Source organism: Micromonospora sp. WMMD1082, from assembly GCF_029626175.1.
GTDB lineage: Bacteria > Actinomycetota > Actinomycetes > Mycobacteriales > Micromonosporaceae > Micromonospora.
In genome coordinates this window covers 3,625,599-3,640,636 of record NZ_JARUBM010000002.1, presented here as the reverse complement: position 1 = coordinate 3,640,636, position 15,038 = coordinate 3,625,599, and the positions used below count along the sequence as shown (strand labels likewise).

General features: G+C 67.7%; 14 protein-coding genes. 11 read left to right on the top strand and 3 right to left on the bottom strand.

Annotated elements, in window-relative coordinates; genetic code table 11:
- Window positions 1-56: 56 nt before the first annotated feature.
- Window positions 57-1,310, top strand: coding sequence for an MFS transporter (locus O7615_RS16890; RefSeq protein WP_278178612.1), 1,254 nt, complete (start codon window positions 57-59; stop codon window positions 1,308-1,310).
- Between the two features lie 58 nt (window positions 1,311-1,368).
- Here the strand turns inward: O7615_RS16890 and O7615_RS16885 are convergent, their stop codons facing one another.
- Window positions 1,369-2,601, bottom strand: a complete 1,233-nt coding sequence (locus O7615_RS16885; RefSeq protein ID WP_278178611.1) for an ATP-grasp domain-containing protein — start codon at window positions 2,599-2,601, stop codon at window positions 1,369-1,371.
- A gap of 612 nt (window positions 2,602-3,213) precedes the next feature.
- On the opposite strand from O7615_RS16885, the gene O7615_RS16880 reads away from it, so the two are divergent.
- Window positions 3,214-4,071, top strand: a complete 858-nt coding sequence (locus O7615_RS16880; RefSeq protein WP_278178610.1) for an ISAs1 family transposase — start codon at window positions 3,214-3,216, stop codon at window positions 4,069-4,071.
- Window positions 4,072-4,465: 394 nt separating this feature from the next.
- On the top strand, window positions 4,466-4,723 hold the full coding sequence (locus tag O7615_RS16875; RefSeq protein WP_278182126.1) for a transposase domain-containing protein: 258 nt from the start codon (window positions 4,466-4,468) through the stop codon (window positions 4,721-4,723).
- A gap of 73 nt (window positions 4,724-4,796) precedes the next feature.
- Here the strand turns inward: O7615_RS16875 and O7615_RS16870 are convergent, their stop codons facing one another.
- The gene (locus O7615_RS16870; protein WP_278178609.1) at window positions 4,797-5,483 is read right to left on the bottom strand and encodes a helix-turn-helix domain-containing protein; all 687 of its coding nucleotides are present in this window, start codon (window positions 5,481-5,483) and stop codon (window positions 4,797-4,799) included.
- Window positions 5,484-5,895: 412 nt separating this feature from the next.
- On the opposite strand from O7615_RS16870, the gene O7615_RS16865 reads away from it, so the two are divergent.
- Window positions 5,896-6,693 carry an inositol monophosphatase family protein gene (locus O7615_RS16865; RefSeq protein ID WP_278178608.1) on the top strand — a complete coding sequence of 266 codons (798 nt, stop codon included), beginning with the start codon at window positions 5,896-5,898 and terminating at the stop codon, window positions 6,691-6,693.
- Window positions 6,694-6,729: 36 nt separating this feature from the next.
- Here O7615_RS16865 and O7615_RS16860 read toward each other — a convergent pair whose 3' ends face one another.
- Window positions 6,730-7,584, bottom strand: coding sequence for a sulfotransferase domain-containing protein (locus tag O7615_RS16860; protein ID WP_278178607.1), 855 nt, complete (start codon window positions 7,582-7,584; stop codon window positions 6,730-6,732).
- A 374-nt stretch (window positions 7,585-7,958) separates the two neighbouring features.
- Here O7615_RS16860 and O7615_RS16855 point away from each other — a divergent pair, with 374 nt between their 5' ends.
- Genes O7615_RS16855 through O7615_RS16825 form a run of 7 tightly spaced genes read left to right on the top strand, consistent with a single transcriptional unit; the run spans window position 7,959 to window position 15,022 of the window.
- The gene (locus tag O7615_RS16855) at window positions 7,959-8,867 is read left to right on the top strand and encodes an isocitrate lyase/phosphoenolpyruvate mutase family protein (protein ID WP_278178606.1); all 909 of its coding nucleotides are present in this window, start codon (window positions 7,959-7,961) and stop codon (window positions 8,865-8,867) included.
- Window positions 8,864-9,964 carry a phosphonopyruvate decarboxylase gene (aepY, locus tag O7615_RS16850; protein ID WP_278178605.1) on the top strand — a complete coding sequence of 367 codons (1,101 nt, stop codon included), beginning with the start codon at window positions 8,864-8,866 and terminating at the stop codon, window positions 9,962-9,964. Before O7615_RS16855 ends, aepY begins: the two co-directional genes overlap by 4 nt.
- Complete coding sequence (locus O7615_RS16845; RefSeq protein WP_278178604.1) at window positions 9,961-11,079, top strand: phosphonoacetaldehyde reductase; 1,119 nt, start codon at window positions 9,961-9,963, stop codon at window positions 11,077-11,079. The genes aepY and O7615_RS16845 overlap by 4 nt, the downstream gene beginning before the upstream one ends.
- A gap of 46 nt (window positions 11,080-11,125) precedes the next feature.
- Window positions 11,126-11,857 (top strand): phosphocholine cytidylyltransferase family protein, encoded by a 732-nt coding sequence (locus O7615_RS16840; RefSeq protein WP_278178603.1) that lies wholly within the window; start codon window positions 11,126-11,128, stop codon window positions 11,855-11,857.
- Window positions 11,854-13,689, top strand: coding sequence for an MFS transporter (locus tag O7615_RS16835; protein WP_278178602.1), 1,836 nt, complete (start codon window positions 11,854-11,856; stop codon window positions 13,687-13,689). Before O7615_RS16840 ends, O7615_RS16835 begins: the two co-directional genes overlap by 4 nt.
- Window positions 13,686-14,249, top strand: coding sequence for an adenylyl-sulfate kinase (locus O7615_RS16830; protein ID WP_278178601.1), 564 nt, complete (start codon window positions 13,686-13,688; stop codon window positions 14,247-14,249). Before O7615_RS16835 ends, O7615_RS16830 begins: the two co-directional genes overlap by 4 nt.
- Complete coding sequence (locus O7615_RS16825) at window positions 14,246-15,022, top strand: class I SAM-dependent methyltransferase (protein WP_278178600.1); 777 nt, start codon at window positions 14,246-14,248, stop codon at window positions 15,020-15,022. The genes O7615_RS16830 and O7615_RS16825 overlap by 4 nt, the downstream gene beginning before the upstream one ends.
- Window positions 15,023-15,038: the final 16 nt, after the last annotated feature.

Genomic DNA, 15,038 nt, shown 5'->3' with positions numbered 1-15,038 from the left:
GGCGCCACGGCCACGGTGGCGGCGGCCCAGGTGGCCCGAACGGTCGAGGAGGCAGCGTGGCGGGGGGTTGGCGCCGGGACTTCCGGTTCTTCTGGGCAGGAGAGAGCGCCTCCTTCGTCGGTACCCAGGTGTTCCAGCTCGCCATGCCGCTGACCGCGGTACTGACCCTGGACGCCACCCCCGCGCAACTCGGCCTGCTCGGCGCGGTCACCTTCGCCCCGTACCTGGTCTTCGGCATACCGGCCGGCCTGCTGGTCGACCGCTGGCAGCGACGTGGCGTACTGATCATGTCGAGCCTCGCCCAGGGGGCGGCTATCGGCGCCATTCCGCTGCTCGCGGCGCTGGACCGGCTGACCTTCTCGTGGCTCCTGACGATGGCCTGCCTCGCCGGTATCGGTCGGGTCTTCTTCACCATCGCCTACCGGTCCTACCTGCCGACGATCGTGCCGCCCGAACACCTCACCGGCGCCAACTCCCGCCTGACCGCCAGCGAGTCGGTGGCGGAGATTGGCGGTCCCGGCCTCGGTGGCCTGCTGGTGCAGATCGTCGGCGCGCCGTTCGCGCTGCTCGTCAACGCCGTGACCTACCTGGCGTCGGCTGCCGGCGTCACCGCCGTACGCGCCCGGGAGAAGCCGGTCGAGGTTGATCGGACCCCGCTGCGGTCGCAGATCGCGGAGGGTTTCCGGTTCACCTTCCGCAACCCGTATCTGCGGGCGTTCCTCGGCGAGGCGGCCAGCTACAACATCTGCTGGCAGATCGTGCAGACCGTGTTGGTGATCTTCGCCGTACGAGAGCTGGGCATGAGCCCCGGCACGCTGGGCTTCATGCTCTCCATCGGGGCGTTCGGCGCCCTGCTGGGCGCGGCGGTCACCGAACGCGTCGCGGGTCGGGTCGGCCTCGGGCGTACGCTGCTGGCCGCCGCGGTCATCGGCGACCTCGCGCCACTGCTGCTGCCGGCGACCCAGCGGGGCACCTGGGCGGCTCCGATGTTCGCAATCGCGTTCTTCATCCAGGGCTTCGGGATCACCGCGTGCAACGTGCACACCATGAGCGTGCGGCAGGCCATCACGCCGCAGCAGCTACTCGGCCGCACGAACGCCGCATACCTCTTCGTGGCGCTCGGCATCAAGCCAGTCGGCTCGCTGCTCGGTGGCTGGCTGGGCACGGTGGCCGGACCCCGCAGCGCCCTGCTGATCGGCACGGTGGGGTTGCTGGGCACCAGCCTGTTCCTCATCCTCTCCCCGCTGCGCCACGTCCGTACCCTGCGCAGCATTCTGCCCGACAAGCGAACACCGGTGCGCGCCGCGTGAGCGGCAGGATGAGCGCTGCGGACGCCCGGTGACGCCGGATCACCTGTCCCGGACCCGCTCAGGCGGTGCCGACCCGCAGCACCCGTCCGGCCGTGTCCAACGCGGCGCGGCACTCGTCGGCGTCGGCGCCTAGTGCGATCGCGTACGCGACCCGCCCGTCCATCAGCCCGCGCGGCGGCGGTGACCTCACCTCACCCGGCTGCGCCAGCGGCCCGTGCCTGACGATCGCGGCGGGCAGCGAAATCCGGTCGAAGGCGATCTCGGCGATCCGGCTGTCGTCGTGGGGCGGGTAGTAAAAGCGGATCGCCGCGACCCGACGGCGCGGCGCGACCCGCACCTGCGGCCGGCGCCCGCAGGCCACGGCCGCCGCAGCCCCGCCCACGTCTGCGCCACCACCCAACAGGTTGAGATACGGAATCAGCCCGCCACCGATCCGGGCGTTGACCTCGATCACCTTCGGTCCCCGTGACGTAAGCCGAATCTCGGTGTGCGTCACCCCATCCGAGAAGCCCAGGGCGGCGTGCGTCCGCTCAACCGCCGCGCACAGCGCGGCGTCCTGCCACAACGGGTCCATCGGATCGACCACGTGCCCGGTCTCCTCGAAATACGGCGCGAAGCCCACCTCCTTGCGGGCGATACAGAGCGGAATCACCTCGCCCCGATGCACCGCCGAGTCGACACTGATCTCCGGGCCGTCGGCGTACTCCTCCACCAGGATGTTGCGCTCGTGCACGGGCAACTCCGGGGCCATCCGGCCGCTGGCGGCGGTGAACCCGACGAACCGGCGTACCGCCGCCGCATCGTCCGCCTTCACCACGCCGAAGCTGCCGGCCAGCGCACGGGGCTTGAGCACCACCGGAAAGCCAATCGTCCGGGCCACCGCCACGGCCTCGTTGCCGCCGCCCACCAGGCACGACTGAGGCTGCGGCACCTGGTGGGCGTCGAGCGCGGCTCGGGTGCGGTGCTTGTCCCGGCAACGCTCGATCGCCGCCGGATCCCCAGGCAGGCCGAGCGCCGCGGCCATGTGCGCGGCCTGCACGATCCACGTCTCGTCCCAGCAGACCACCCCGTCGACCGGATCCCGCTCGGCGAGCCCTTTGGCGACCCGCACCAGTTCCCCCACGTCGGCGAGATCGGCGACGACCGTCCAACCGTCCAGATATCCGCGTTCCCACGTCGGCGGGTCAGTCACCACCAGATGCACCCGGTACGCACGACTGATCGACTGGAGCAGATACTCCCGGTACTCACGGATTCCGGGGGTCACGACGAGGAGATGCGGCGAGCCCATGCCTGCAACTTACCGATATCCCTCGATGCCCGCCCGTCCAGCGATCCGACGGCGCGGGCATGGAGGTCTGTCCTCTACCCGCCTTTGAGCACCCTCGGGGGGCAGGTCCATCGCCTACACCAAGCGCAGCACGTCGGCCATCGCCTGGGAAGAGTCTCTTACCCGGGGACGGCGATCGCCGCCTCGGCCAGGGCCGTTGCGTCCTCGCTCGGCGAGTCTGTGAGCTGGGATTACGGTGGGCGACCGGCCTGTATGGAGGCGGATGAAGCGGGTGAAGCCCTCAAGGTGATCATGGAGTTTCTCTAGGACTTCACGACACCGAGGACTCCACCCGCCGATGGCATCATCCCTGATCTCCGTACTGACCGTGACAACCCCCGGTGCCGACACGCCGCCAGAGCCGATCACCGACGGTGAACATCGTGGGCTCCTGGACGCTGTCAGCGTGATCCCAGACCCGCGTAACCCTCACGGCGTGCGGCACCCCCTCGCTGCGTTGCTGGCTGTCGCGGTCTGCGCGTCCTGGCCGGCGCGACCTCGTTCGCCGCGATCACCGACTGGCTGTACGACCTGGACGAATCAGACCAGCAGCGGCTCGGGTTCACCCGCGGCGTGCCCGCCGGCACCACGGTATGGCGGCTGCTGACCCGCCTCGACGCAACCCTGATCAGCAGCGTTCTGGCCGGCTGGCTACGGACCCGGACACCACCGGTGACCACCCTCCCGCGCCGCTACCGGACTGTGATCGCCGTGGACGGCAAGACACTCAGGGGCGCCCGCCTGCCCGACGGCCGCCAGATGCATCTGCTGTCCGCGCTGGACACCAGCACCGGCATCGTCCTGGCCCAGGTCACCGTCGATACGATCGTCGCCGACGCCCTGCACACCCAGACCCGCCACGCCGAGCAGATCACCAGCCGCGGAGCCCACCTGTTACTACAGGCCAAGGGCAACCAGCCCACCCTGTTCGCCCAGCGAAAAGCCGTTCCCTGGGCGCAGATCCCGGTAGGCGGCCGCACCCGCGACCGTGGCCACGGACGCAAAGAGACCCGCACCGTCAAAGCCGTCACCCTGCACACCCCGGGCGAGATCGCGTTCTCGCACGCCCAGCAGGCCATCCGGATCATCCGCACCCGCACCACCGGCGGCAAGACCAGCCGCGAGACCGTCTACCTGGTCACGTCCCTGCCCGTCGCCGACGCCCAGCCATCTGACCTGCAGAAGTGGGCAAGAGCGGAATGGCTGATCGAAAACCAGGTCCACAACGTACGAGACGTAACTTTCCGTGAAGATCTTCACCAAGCTCGCACCGGAACCGGCCCCGCCGTCATGGCCACCCTGCGTAACGCCGCGATCGGCTGGCACCGCATCCACGGCGAACCCAACATCGCCCGCGCCAACCGACGCGCCGACCGCCGATCACACGACCTCATCACCGCCGTGACCAGCAGTTACCCCAGAACGCAATAGCCCTGCGGGCGCGGTTACGTGCGCAATGCTGGAGATTTCAATGCAAGCAGTGGCGATCTTGGCGTCAGTTCATAAGCTGCGGCAGGGGCAAGTCGTACTTCGGGAGCGCAATCCGCGACTGGAGCCTCGCCCATCCGACGTCGAGCATGCGGACATCGATGCTGATGCCCGCAGCCTCGGGCTGATCTCAGCAGCAATAGGCGAAGTCCTCGTTCAAACGAGCGCGGCAAACGTGGGAGTTCACGGCACGGGCTAGGGGCAATGCCGCTTAGCGTAAGTTGATCATGGTGGTGGTCTCGGGTTCGTCAGGCCGTGCGGTGTGGCGGCGTGGCTGCGCTGTCCCGGTCTGGTGTGATCGCTGTTCGTGTCTGGTGTGGATGTTCGACCGGGTCAGATGTCAGTCGGGGTGCTGGTGAGTTCGGTGCCGCGGGACGCGATTGATCATGCGGTGGCGCGGTGTGGGGTGGGCGTGAAGCGCTCGGACGGGAAGCTGCCTCCGCATGTGACGGCGTATCTGACGATGGGGCTGTGGCTGTTTCCCGATGATGACTACACCGAGGTGGCGGCCAAGGTGACCGGGTCGTTGGACCGGTTCGGTTGTTGGGATGCCTCGTGGAGCGCGCCTGAGTTCGGTCATTTGGTTAGTGCCTGAGGTCCGCTCGGCGTGAGGGTGTTGATGATGGCTTGCCGGTTGGGGTCGGGCCGAAGACGTGAGCCGGTGTCGGTCACCGAGTGCCTCCCGACGTGACAGCGAGGGCAAGGCGATCAACCCGGTCGGCCAGGTCCGCGAAGGCCGCCTCGAACGCCCCGTCAGTGTCCACCCGGACCGGATCCGGCACCGACCAATGCAACCGCGGGCGCACCGGCCCGGTGAGGTCTTCGTGGGCGTTGTCGCAGACAGCGATGACCAGGTCATCGTCGCGGACGACGTCGCGGACGTGCGCGGTCTTCGCCGGACCGAGGTCGAGGTCGTGGCGGTGAGCCACGCTCACCGCTCGTGGATGCACCCGCGCCGCAGGCTTCATCCCCGCCGAGGCGACAGCACCCCGGGTACGGCGTTTCCACAGGGCGGCGGCCAACTGCGAGCGGGCCGAGTTGTGCGTACAGACGAACACCACCCGCTCCACGCCAGGAAGCGGCGGTGGGGTAAGAGCAGCCAGAGCCGCCGGCCGGAGCCGGAGATAGGTCCGCCGCCGGTCCCCCTCCGACCGGCCCCGCATGACGAGGCCGGCTTCGCTGAGCACCTTGACGTGGTGAGCGACCAAGTTGGTCGGCATGTCCAGGACCTGGGCGATCTCTCCAGGGGAAGCGTCACCCAGGGCGAGCGCGTCCACGATCGTCAGGCGCGCGGGATCGCCCAAGGCGGCGTAGATCCGCGCCCGCCTAGCCAGAGAGGAAAGTTCAGTATTCATTGAGTCAAGAATGCCTGAGCTATACCAGAGTTGTCAACGGGCCGGGAGCAGGGTCGAGGGCGTCTATGACGCTCTCGTGGGCGGTGATACCCACATCGGCTCGGCGACTGAATCGGAGGTACCGACTCGGTCTCAGGGGCGCCGACCAGCGTGTTCAACCCACCACGGATCTTGTTCCACCGAGCAGCCTGCACGACGCACCCTTCGCGGGCTGGTACCTCGGACACGATGTGCGAGGACCCGAATCGATGTACGGTCCAAGCAGCGTTGCAAGACGCCGGGGACTGGCTCAGATTTGCCCGCAGTTGTCCGGGTAGGGATCGGAGAGCGCTGCCTATCCCGACCCACCCGGCGGATATCGATCGCCGGCAGGGCATCTCCGCCATGGCCCCGTTGCTTCTACGGAGGTGTCGTGACCGACGATCTCTTGTCCGTGGCGCTTGAGGCTGCGGAGGCCGGCGCGGAGGCCGCCGTGGGCTGGCAACGTCGCATCGGTGAGCTCCGGATCGAGGAAAAGGGCGGTCCGTACGACCTGGTGAGTCAGGCGGACCAAGCGGCGGAGGCGGCGATCCGGAAGGTACTGGCCCAGGTGCGTCCCGATGATCAGGTCCTCGGGGAAGAGGGCGGGCTCAACGACGCCGTCGGCGACGTGCGATGGGTTGTGGATCCGATTGACGGCACCACCAACTTCCTTTATGGACGGCCCGATTGGGCCGTCAGTGTCGCGGCCTGCCGGGCAGACAGCGGAGAACTGCTCGCGGGCGCCGTCGTGGAGCCGGTGTCCGGACGACGTACCTGGGCAGGCGCCGGGATTGGCGCCTGGTCGAACGGAGCTCGGTTGCGGCCATACGCGCTAAACGATCTGCAACGGGCGCTAGTCGAGGTGCACCTGGGTCGAGGCGCTTGGCGAGCGCGCGCGGGCGAGGTGATTGACGCGCTGCTGCCGAACGTACGCGACGTGCGGCGCACTGGCAGCGTCGCCTGCGCTTTGGCTTGCTGCGCCACCGGTCGGGCCGAGGCGGCGTGGCTGCCGAGCGTTCAGCCGTGGGATGTCGCCGCCGGGGTGCTGATCGTTCGAGAGTCCGGGTGGCTGGTGGGCGACCTCACCGGCTTCACACCAGACGGTCTCCCGTGCACGGGAGAGATACTGGCCGCTCCAGCTCCGCTGTGGGAGCCGCTACGGGATCTACTCGTCGCGGCGTACGAGTAGCCAAAGCGCCGAGTGGTGGTGCTCCGCTACGAATGATCAGGCCAGCGAGTAGCCGAATTGGGCGGCCACCCGGTCCATTTGCGGATTCGCGAAGGCCGCCGACAGCTCCGGAGTGATCCAGCCCCGCCAGCCGGCCACTCTGCCACTGTTCATGATCCGAGGCATAGCGTCGGCTCCGCCGTGACTAGAGACCACGCCGTCCTCGTGGGCGCGCATCGCCTCGTACGAACTGCGCCCGACGGCCTTGGCCAGGGCACCGTCGTCCACGCTCACGTTGGCGGCGGTGAGCGCGCCGGACACTACCTCGTGCGGGTGCTGTTTGAGGTCCTCGAAATGCATCACCTGGCGGACGAGCCGCTTCTGCGCGGCGCGGAGCCAGCCCGAGTAGAAGTCTGCCCAATCCTGCACGGGGGTTGCCCCACCGTAGTCGGGGCGGGTCAGGAACTCCTCGAAGGTGCCTTCGACTTGGTCCCATTCCTCCTCAGCGAACCCGCGTCGCCAGTTGTACCAGGAGAACAGCGCATCTCGCGGATCGCGCACCAAGACCCATACACCGCGCAGCGGGGCGTCCGCGAAGTGCCGGGCGGGCACGTGGCTCTTGACGAACCGGGGCCACCGCAGGCGTCGGTCCGTTTCGGCGCGTGCAGTGGCGGCGAGCCTGCTGCGGTATGCGGAGTGTGCCGCTACATCGACGGCCCGCCCGTCCGGCAACAGACGTTCGGTGTACGCGTCGACATAGTTGAGTCCCAACTCGAGCAGGATGTTGCCGATGATGGCCTGACCGGCACCGCCATAGCTCGCGATCACGATGTCGTCGCCAGTCAACTGGTCGATGTTGTGCCGGTAGAGATCACTGACCCGGTCCCGCTTCGGGTCGTGCTGGTCAGGCATGTGCGCTCCAAGAGATAGCCGTCGATGACCTCGGATGCTATCGCCGGCGAGGCCACAGCGCACGGTGAGCAGGCAGGCACGAAAAGTTTCATCGTCATGTTTGAGTGCCCGCACAGAGGGCACCAAGGCTGCTGCCCTCTGTGCGGACCACGTCGCCTCACGCCGCACCGACCCTCGCTCCGGCGGCCCGCGCGGGCCGCCGGAACAGCCGCGCCATGAGCATCGAGAGCATTAAAAATTAATCATGATCGTAAATGTGAATCTCTTGCCCTCGGGGTTCATCTCATGTTTACGTGGGAGTCGCTGGCATTGATGGACAAGCTTCGTGGACTCTCCTCCCACGGCTGGTTTCCTAATCTTTAATGGGGGATGTGATGACTATTTCTTCGGGCGAGTCGACCCTGCCGGTCGGAGCGAATCCTGGCCGCCCCGCAGGTTCACCGTCGCTCGCCGAGGCGCTGCGGTCCGGGCGACTGGTCCGCGCGGCCGGCGCCCACAGCGCACTCACCGCATCCCTGGTGGAGCAGGCAGGGATGGATGCCGTCTGGGCCTCGAGCTTCGAGATCTCGGCCGCCCGGTGCCTGCCCGACGCGAGTCTGCTGACCATGACGGAGTACCTCACCGTAGCGGCGGAGATGCAGAAATGCTGCTCCATTCCTGTCGTCGCCGACGTGGACACGGGCTTCGGCGGCACCATGAACGTGGCCCATATGGTCCGCGAATACGAGAGCCGCGGCATAACTGCGGTCTGCATGGAGGACAAACTCTTCCCAAAGATGAACAGTTTCGTCGCTGCCCCGCACTGCCTCCTCCCGACGGAAGAATTCTGCCGGAAGTTGGAAGTTGCCAAGGCGGTGCAGCGGGAAAAGGACTTCCACTTGATCGCGCGCACCGAGGCGCTCATCTCCGGCCAACCGGTGACCGAGGCGTTGGAACGCTGTCGCCGCTATGCGGACGCCGGGGCCGACTCGGTCCTGGTTCACTCCAAGGACCGCACCAACCGGCAGGTGTTGGAGTTCCTCGCCGGCTGGGACGAGCGGGTGCCAGTGGTGATCGTTCCGACCACATACCCCGACTGGCACGCTGACGACGCGCGGCGTGCCGGCATATCTATGGTCATCTATGCTAACCACGGGCTGCGCGCCATGATCCGTTCGACCCTCGACGTGCTTCGCACGATCCGCGAAGAGGGGAGCACCGTGCCGGTCGAGGACGAGATCGCCTCCATCAACGACGTCTTCCGACTGCAACACCTAGACCAGTGGCGCAAGGTGTCGGAATGATCGGCGCACAGGAGTTCGTCGACCTGCTCGCCGAGCACGGCGTCGATTTCTTCACAGGGGTGCCCTGTTCCTACCTGGCAGGTCCCATAGCCGTGCTCGGTGAGGCTTACCTGCCGGCCGCCAACGAGGGCATCGCGCTGGCGGTGGCAGCTGGCGCCGCTTCCGGCGGCGCCCGGCCGGCCATGCTCGCCCAGAACAGTGGCTTCGGGAACCTGATCAATCCGCTGACCTCCCTGCTGATGCCGTACCGGATCCCGGCACTACTTGTGATGACCTTGCGGGGCTGGCCCGATCCGAACGCCGACGAACCGCAGCATCGGGTCATGGGTAAGCGCACCCACCAGCTGCTGGATACGCTCGGCATCGCTCACCGCACCGTCACCGCCGACGACGATCCAGAGCCGGCGGTCAAGGACCTGATGGCGCAACTCGACGAGGGACTTCCAGCCGCGTTGCTGGTCGCCAAAGGCGCAGTCGCCGGTCCGCCCGAGGGTCGGGACAGCGCTCCAACTGCCGGCATGGGGCGCGACGAGGTCATCGACGCAGTGGTCGAGCTGCTTCCCGATGCGCTGTTGGTCTCGACCACCGGGTACGCCTCCCGCGCATTGTTCGCCCGGGCAGATTCGCCCGCATGCTTCTACATGCAGGGCTCGATGGGACATGCTTCGGCCTTCGGTCTCGGCGTGGTGCTGACGGGCCATCACGATCGTCGCGTGGTTGTCCTCGACGGCGACGGCGCGGCACTGATGCACCTCGGTGCGATGGCGACCGTTGGCGCCGCAGCACCGGCCCACCTGGTGCACATCGTGTTGGACAACGGCAGCTATGAATCGACCGGCGGTCAACCCACCCGCTCGAAGTCAGCCTCATTTGCCTCGACCGCGGAAGCGCTGGGTTACCGGCGCTGGTGGAGCTGCCGTGATCTGACCGAGGTACGGGACGCCCTACGGATCAGCAGCAGGACCGTCGGGCCCTGCCTCATCACCGTCCGTACCGCAGTCGGGGCGGGTTCCGCACCGCCCCGGGCCACCTCGGCGATCTCGGCACCAGACATCTTCCGGCGTTTCAGCAAGACCGTCACCGAGGATCGGCGATGAGCATGGCCACGCAGATCACCATCGCGCACGCCGCCAGTCGACGTCTGCCCGCGGTCCTGGCCGCGTGGCAGGCGTGCCGTGTGCTTGTCGTGGCGAGCCCTCGCGGTGCGCGAAGGTCCGGTGTCCGCGACCTCTTGACACCCTTCGATGTGCATTTCTTCAGTGGTTTTCGGCCTAATCCGACACTGGGGCAGGCGGTCGCCGCAGCGGAGCACCTGGCGCGCTACCGGCCCGATGCCATTATCGCTATCGGCGGTGGCAGCGCGATCGACATCGCGAAGCTTGCCCGGGCCCTCCCAGCCGACACTGTTGCGGCCCGCCAGGTCCTCGTCGGCGCAGCATCCCTCGGGCGGAACGACCGCATCCCGCTTGTCGCGGTGCCGACCACGGCAGGCAGTGGCAGCGAGGTGACTCGCTTCGCGACCGTGTACCTGAACGGGGTCAAGCACTCGCTGGACCATCCGTCAGTTCTGCCAGACCACGCCCTGATTGATCCAGATTTGATCGTCACCTGCCCGCCGCAGTTGCGCTACGCGTGCGCCTTCGATGCGCTGAGTCACAGCGTCGAGTCGTATTGGAGCGTGCGGGCCGACGACACCTCCCAGACACTGGCGATGAGTGCGCTGCGTGAGCTTCTCTCGCTGCTGGACGGTGGATTGAACCGGCTTGACGACGATGCCGCCTTACGGCTCGCTACGGCGGCGACCACCGCCGGCCGGGCCATTGACCGCACCCGAACCACAGCCGCCCACGCCTTCTCGTACCACCTCACCGCCCGACACGGGGTACCGCACGGGGTGGCCTGCCTGCTCAACCTGGTCTGGCTGGCCGACCACAATCGCGAGGCCGTGGGGGCAGAGGCCACACCGGCCGGCCTGGCGGTACGGGCCGTAGTCGAGACGATCGTCGGATTCGGACCAGGCCACGACCCGGGAGCGGCTCTGCGACGGCAGTTGGAACGCGGCGGCTACTCCAGTCGGCTGCGCGACTACGGCATTCACCACCACGACCTGCCCGAGATTATGCGAGCCGGCCTCGAGTCGGCCAGGGCGGGCAACAATCCCTGCGCGCTCGTCCCTGACGAGATCCGAAAACGCCTGGAGGCGCTGCTGTGAGCTCGTCGCTACACGAACACAAGAGGGTCTTGAGGAGCCAGCGCCCATGCAAGTGATCATTCCCGCCGCCGGGCTTGGCAGCCGGCTACGGCCACACACTGATGACCGCCCGAAGTGCATGGTGCCGGTCGGCGGAAAGCCGATCATCGAACAGACCTTGGCCCAGCTCCGCGACCTCGGCTGCGAACACGTGGTCTGCGTGGTCGGATACCGGGCTGACCTGCTCGAAGAGTTCGTCGGTGGCCTAAAGCGGCGACCTCCTGTCACCTTCGTCCGCAATGAGCAGTACGCGACCACCAACAGTATGGCCTCACTTCAGGTCTCCTTTTCCCAGTGGGACGCCCCCACCGCCATTGTCGACTCTGACATTCTCGTCAGCGACCGGCTGCTGAAGCTGCTCCTCGGCGGTACCGGAGACGCAATGGTGATCGACCCGGAGCGCGCCCGAGATGAGATCGACATGGCGGCCGAGGTGCGCGACGGGCGAATTTGGCACCTGGACAAGCAATTGCCGGAGGACCGGACCAGTGGGGAGTTCTTCGGTCTGTCGCGTTGGAGCGCACGGGGTGCCGCACGGTTGCAGGACACCGTCGAAGCACTGGTTCGCGCCGGCGGTGCGATCGACTGGTACCAGTTCGCTATTCGGCGACTTGCGAAGACCTTTCCCATCGAGGTACTCGCCGCTCGTCGACATGAATGGGTTGAGATCGACACTGCCGCAGACCTGGCGGTGGCGGAGAAGGCCCGCGTGCAAGGAGCCGACTGGGGACGGCCGTGACAGTCGCTGAGCCGGCCGAGATCCTCGGGCCGCGCGTCGGTGCTGTGGTCGCGCGCCCCCTTCTGGTGGCGTGCGTCCTCGGGTCAGCCATATTTCTCGTCGTATTCGACAGCCTCTCGATCGCCACCGCCCTGCCGCCCATCGCTAGGGACCTCGGGCTGGACAACACGGCCCTGCCATGGGTCGTCAACGCCTACTCACTGTTCATCGCGGGTTTCCTGCTGGTCGGCGGCCGGGCCGCTGACTTGTTCGGTCGGCGTCGGCTGCTGGTGGGCAGCATGGCTCTCCTGCTGGTAGGCACCCTGGTCAGCGCCGTCGCACCGGGGCTACCGATCTTGTTGTTGGGGCGCTCGCTGCAGGGCATCGCCGCCGCACTGGCGCTGCCGGCAGCCCTCGGGCTCACCGGGAGCCTTTTCCCCACCGACCCACTGCGCAGCCGCGCCTTCGCCATCATGTCAATCACCGGAGGCGTTGCCGGTGTCGCCGGCGCGGTCATCGGCGGCCTGCTGGCCGGGGCTTTCGGATGGCGATGGGTTTTCTTCGGCGTCCTGCCCCTGAACGTGCTCGCGGTCGTGCTGCTGCTGTTGGTCGTTCCTCAGGACGGCCCGCCCCTGGCCAGGCGGCAGCGGCTCGACCTGCCCGGCGCGGCCCTCGTCACCATGGGGTTGATCGCGCTTGTCCTCGCCTTCAGCCGCGTCGAGCACTCCGGACTCTTGGCACCGGACGTCATCGCATCCGCTGGTGCCGCCGTGGTGCTACTGGTCGCCTTCGCCATGCGGGAACGCCGGACGGAGCACGCACTAATCCGGCCGGGACTGCTCAGATCCCGTCGCCTGCTGGGCAGCTGCGCCGGCATTGCCGCGGCCTCTGCCATCCACAGCGCCGTCGTGGTCCTCGGCAGTCTCCACCTTCAACAGGTGTACGGTTTCAGCCCCGGCCAGGCCGGTCTGGCGCTCGCTCCCGCGCTACTCGCCACCAGCCTGGGCAGCGTCATCGCGGGGCGACTCGTCCCGCGATTCGGCTCCCGCCTGGTCGCGGCGGTCTGCCTGCCCGTCGCCGCCCTGGCGCTCGGACTGCTGGCAGCCGGAGCGCAATCGCCGGCCTACGCGACCGCCGTGCTTCCGTGGCTGCTGCTGCAGGGCCTGGTCAACAGCGCCAACTACGTCGCGCTGACCAGAGAATCGGTCGGCGATGCGGCGGAGGAGGCGACCGAGAGGGCGGTGGACCATGCGATCACCGAGGCGGTCGACGAGGCCCTCGAGAACCCGGCCCTCGAACTTGAACCCGAAGCGGCTCACGACGTGGTCGCCACCGTCACCAGCGCTGTCGACGAGGCAGTGAACCCACATCTGGAGGACGGATCCGCATCACTTTCCGAGAGCACCGTCGAGCAGGCCGTGGAACAGGCCGTGGAACAGGCCGTCACCTCTCCTGAGGTGACGCAAAAGGTGGCCGACATGGCCGCCGTGCCGCTTCTGGTGGACACTGCGGAGAAGGCCATGGAGGAGGCCGGCGACGAGGTGGACCACGGTGCCGCTGCCGGCGTTTTCGAAGCGTCGACGCACGTCGGCGGCGCCGTGGCGGTAGCCGTCCTCATCACCGTCGCTGGCTCCGGTCTCGGCTTCCCCGGCGCGTACACGGCCGGGGCGGTACTGGCCATCGCCGGTTGGCTGGCTCTGTTGCTCCTCATTCCCGGGCCCCGCCGATCCGGTCACCGACGCCGGCTGTGGTCGGTGGGAGGCCGCCGTCGCCGGGTCGTGGTCACCTCGGCCGTCCGCCGATCCCTGAACCCCCGTACTCGCCGCACAACCCCCTGGAGCCGACGGAAATGACCGCCTTACCCGCACCCGTCAGCCGTAGTGCCCACCGGACGACCGGGTCCGTCATCTGGATCACGGGCCTTTCCGGCGCCGGCAAGTCGACGGTCGCCGCCCACCTGGTCCCACGACTCGCAGCCGCCGGCCTGCACTCGGTCCTCCTCGACGGCGACGAACTGCGGGCCGCCCTCGGCATGGTGGGCACCTACGACCCGCAGAGTCGGCACCGCCTCGCCTTCGTCTATGCGCGGCTGTGCCACCTGCTCGCCCGCCAAGGACACACCGTGGTCATCGCCACCATCGCCCTGTACCACGACGTGCAGGCATGGAACCGCACCAACCTGCCCAACTACCTGGAGGTGCTTCTGGAGGTGCCCCTCACCGAACTGCGCCGCCGCAACTCGAAAGGGGTGTACGGGCCGGACACCGTCACGCCAGTGGTCGGCGTCGGCATCGCCCCCGAATTCCCGATTCAACCCGACCTAACGGTCTCCAACCTCGGCCCGGTCACCCCCGACGTGGTGGCCGAGCAGATCTTTCACCTGCACGAGACAAGGAGAGGCGACATCCGATGAACAGTTCGCCCTACACCCTGGAGTGGGACTACACCAAGCTGGCGTCCACCTACTCGTTGCGCCCCGAGTACGCCCCGGCAGCCATCGACCGGATCGTCGGCGCCTGCGGTGACCACAGCCCGGTGACCGCCGCCGACATCGGTGCCGGGACCGGCCACCTGACGCTGGACCTGCTTGCCCGCGGCTGCCTGGTCGATGCAGTCGAGCCGAACGACGCCATGCGGGCGATCGGGATCGAGCGGACAGCGGACCATGCGGGAGTCACCTGGTCCGTCGGTATCGGCGAGGAAACCGGCCTACCGAGCCGGCGCTACCACCTTGTCACCTACGGCTCGTCGTTCAGCAACACCGACCAGCCGAAGGCGTTACACGAAACCGCTCGCATCCTGGCCAGCGGCGGCTGGTTCGCCTGCATCTGGAACCACCGAGAACTGGACGATCCGATCCAGGCGGAGGTGGAAGAGCTGATCCACCAACGCGTGCCGCAGTACGCGTACGGCCGCCGCCGCCAGGATCACGCGCCGGTCATCCGTGACAGTCGTCTCTTCGGTTCGGTCGAAAAAATCGAGGAGCCTGTGCAGCACCGCGTGAGTATCACCGACTGGATCATCGCCTGGCGTTCTCACGCGACTCTACAACGGCAAGCTGGCGACGACTTCCACCCGATCGTCGACGACATCGAGCGTCTGGTGCGTAGCCGGGTCGACGGCGAGCACTTGGACGTCCCGTATCTGACCGTCGGCTGGCTTGCGCAGCTGCGCGACGAGCAGTGAGGCGACGATGACGACC

Bases quoted from the DNA above. Each gene is read 5' to 3' on its own strand.
- O7615_RS16885 (WP_278178611.1), bottom strand. From the start codon at position 2,601: ATGGGCTCGCCGCATCTCCTCGTCGTGACCCCCGGAATCCGTGAGTAC.
- O7615_RS16875 (WP_278182126.1), top strand. From the start codon at position 4,466: ATGTCAGTCGGGGTGCTGGTGAGTTCGGTGCCGCGGGACGCGATTGAT.
- O7615_RS16870 (WP_278178609.1), bottom strand. From the start codon at position 5,483: ATGAATACTGAACTTTCCTCTCTGGCTAGGCGGGCGCGGATCTACGCC.
- O7615_RS16860 (WP_278178607.1), bottom strand. From the start codon at position 7,584: ATGCCTGACCAGCACGACCCGAAGCGGGACCGGGTCAGTGATCTCTAC.
- O7615_RS16855 (WP_278178606.1), top strand. From the start codon at position 7,959: ATGACTATTTCTTCGGGCGAGTCGACCCTGCCGGTCGGAGCGAATCCT.
- aepY (WP_278178605.1), top strand. From the start codon at position 8,864: ATGATCGGCGCACAGGAGTTCGTCGACCTGCTCGCCGAGCACGGCGTC.
- O7615_RS16845 (WP_278178604.1), top strand. From the start codon at position 9,961: ATGAGCATGGCCACGCAGATCACCATCGCGCACGCCGCCAGTCGACGT.
- O7615_RS16840 (WP_278178603.1), top strand. From the start codon at position 11,126: ATGCAAGTGATCATTCCCGCCGCCGGGCTTGGCAGCCGGCTACGGCCA.
- O7615_RS16830 (WP_278178601.1), top strand. From the start codon at position 13,686: ATGACCGCCTTACCCGCACCCGTCAGCCGTAGTGCCCACCGGACGACC.
- O7615_RS16825 (WP_278178600.1), top strand. From the start codon at position 14,246: ATGAACAGTTCGCCCTACACCCTGGAGTGGGACTACACCAAGCTGGCG.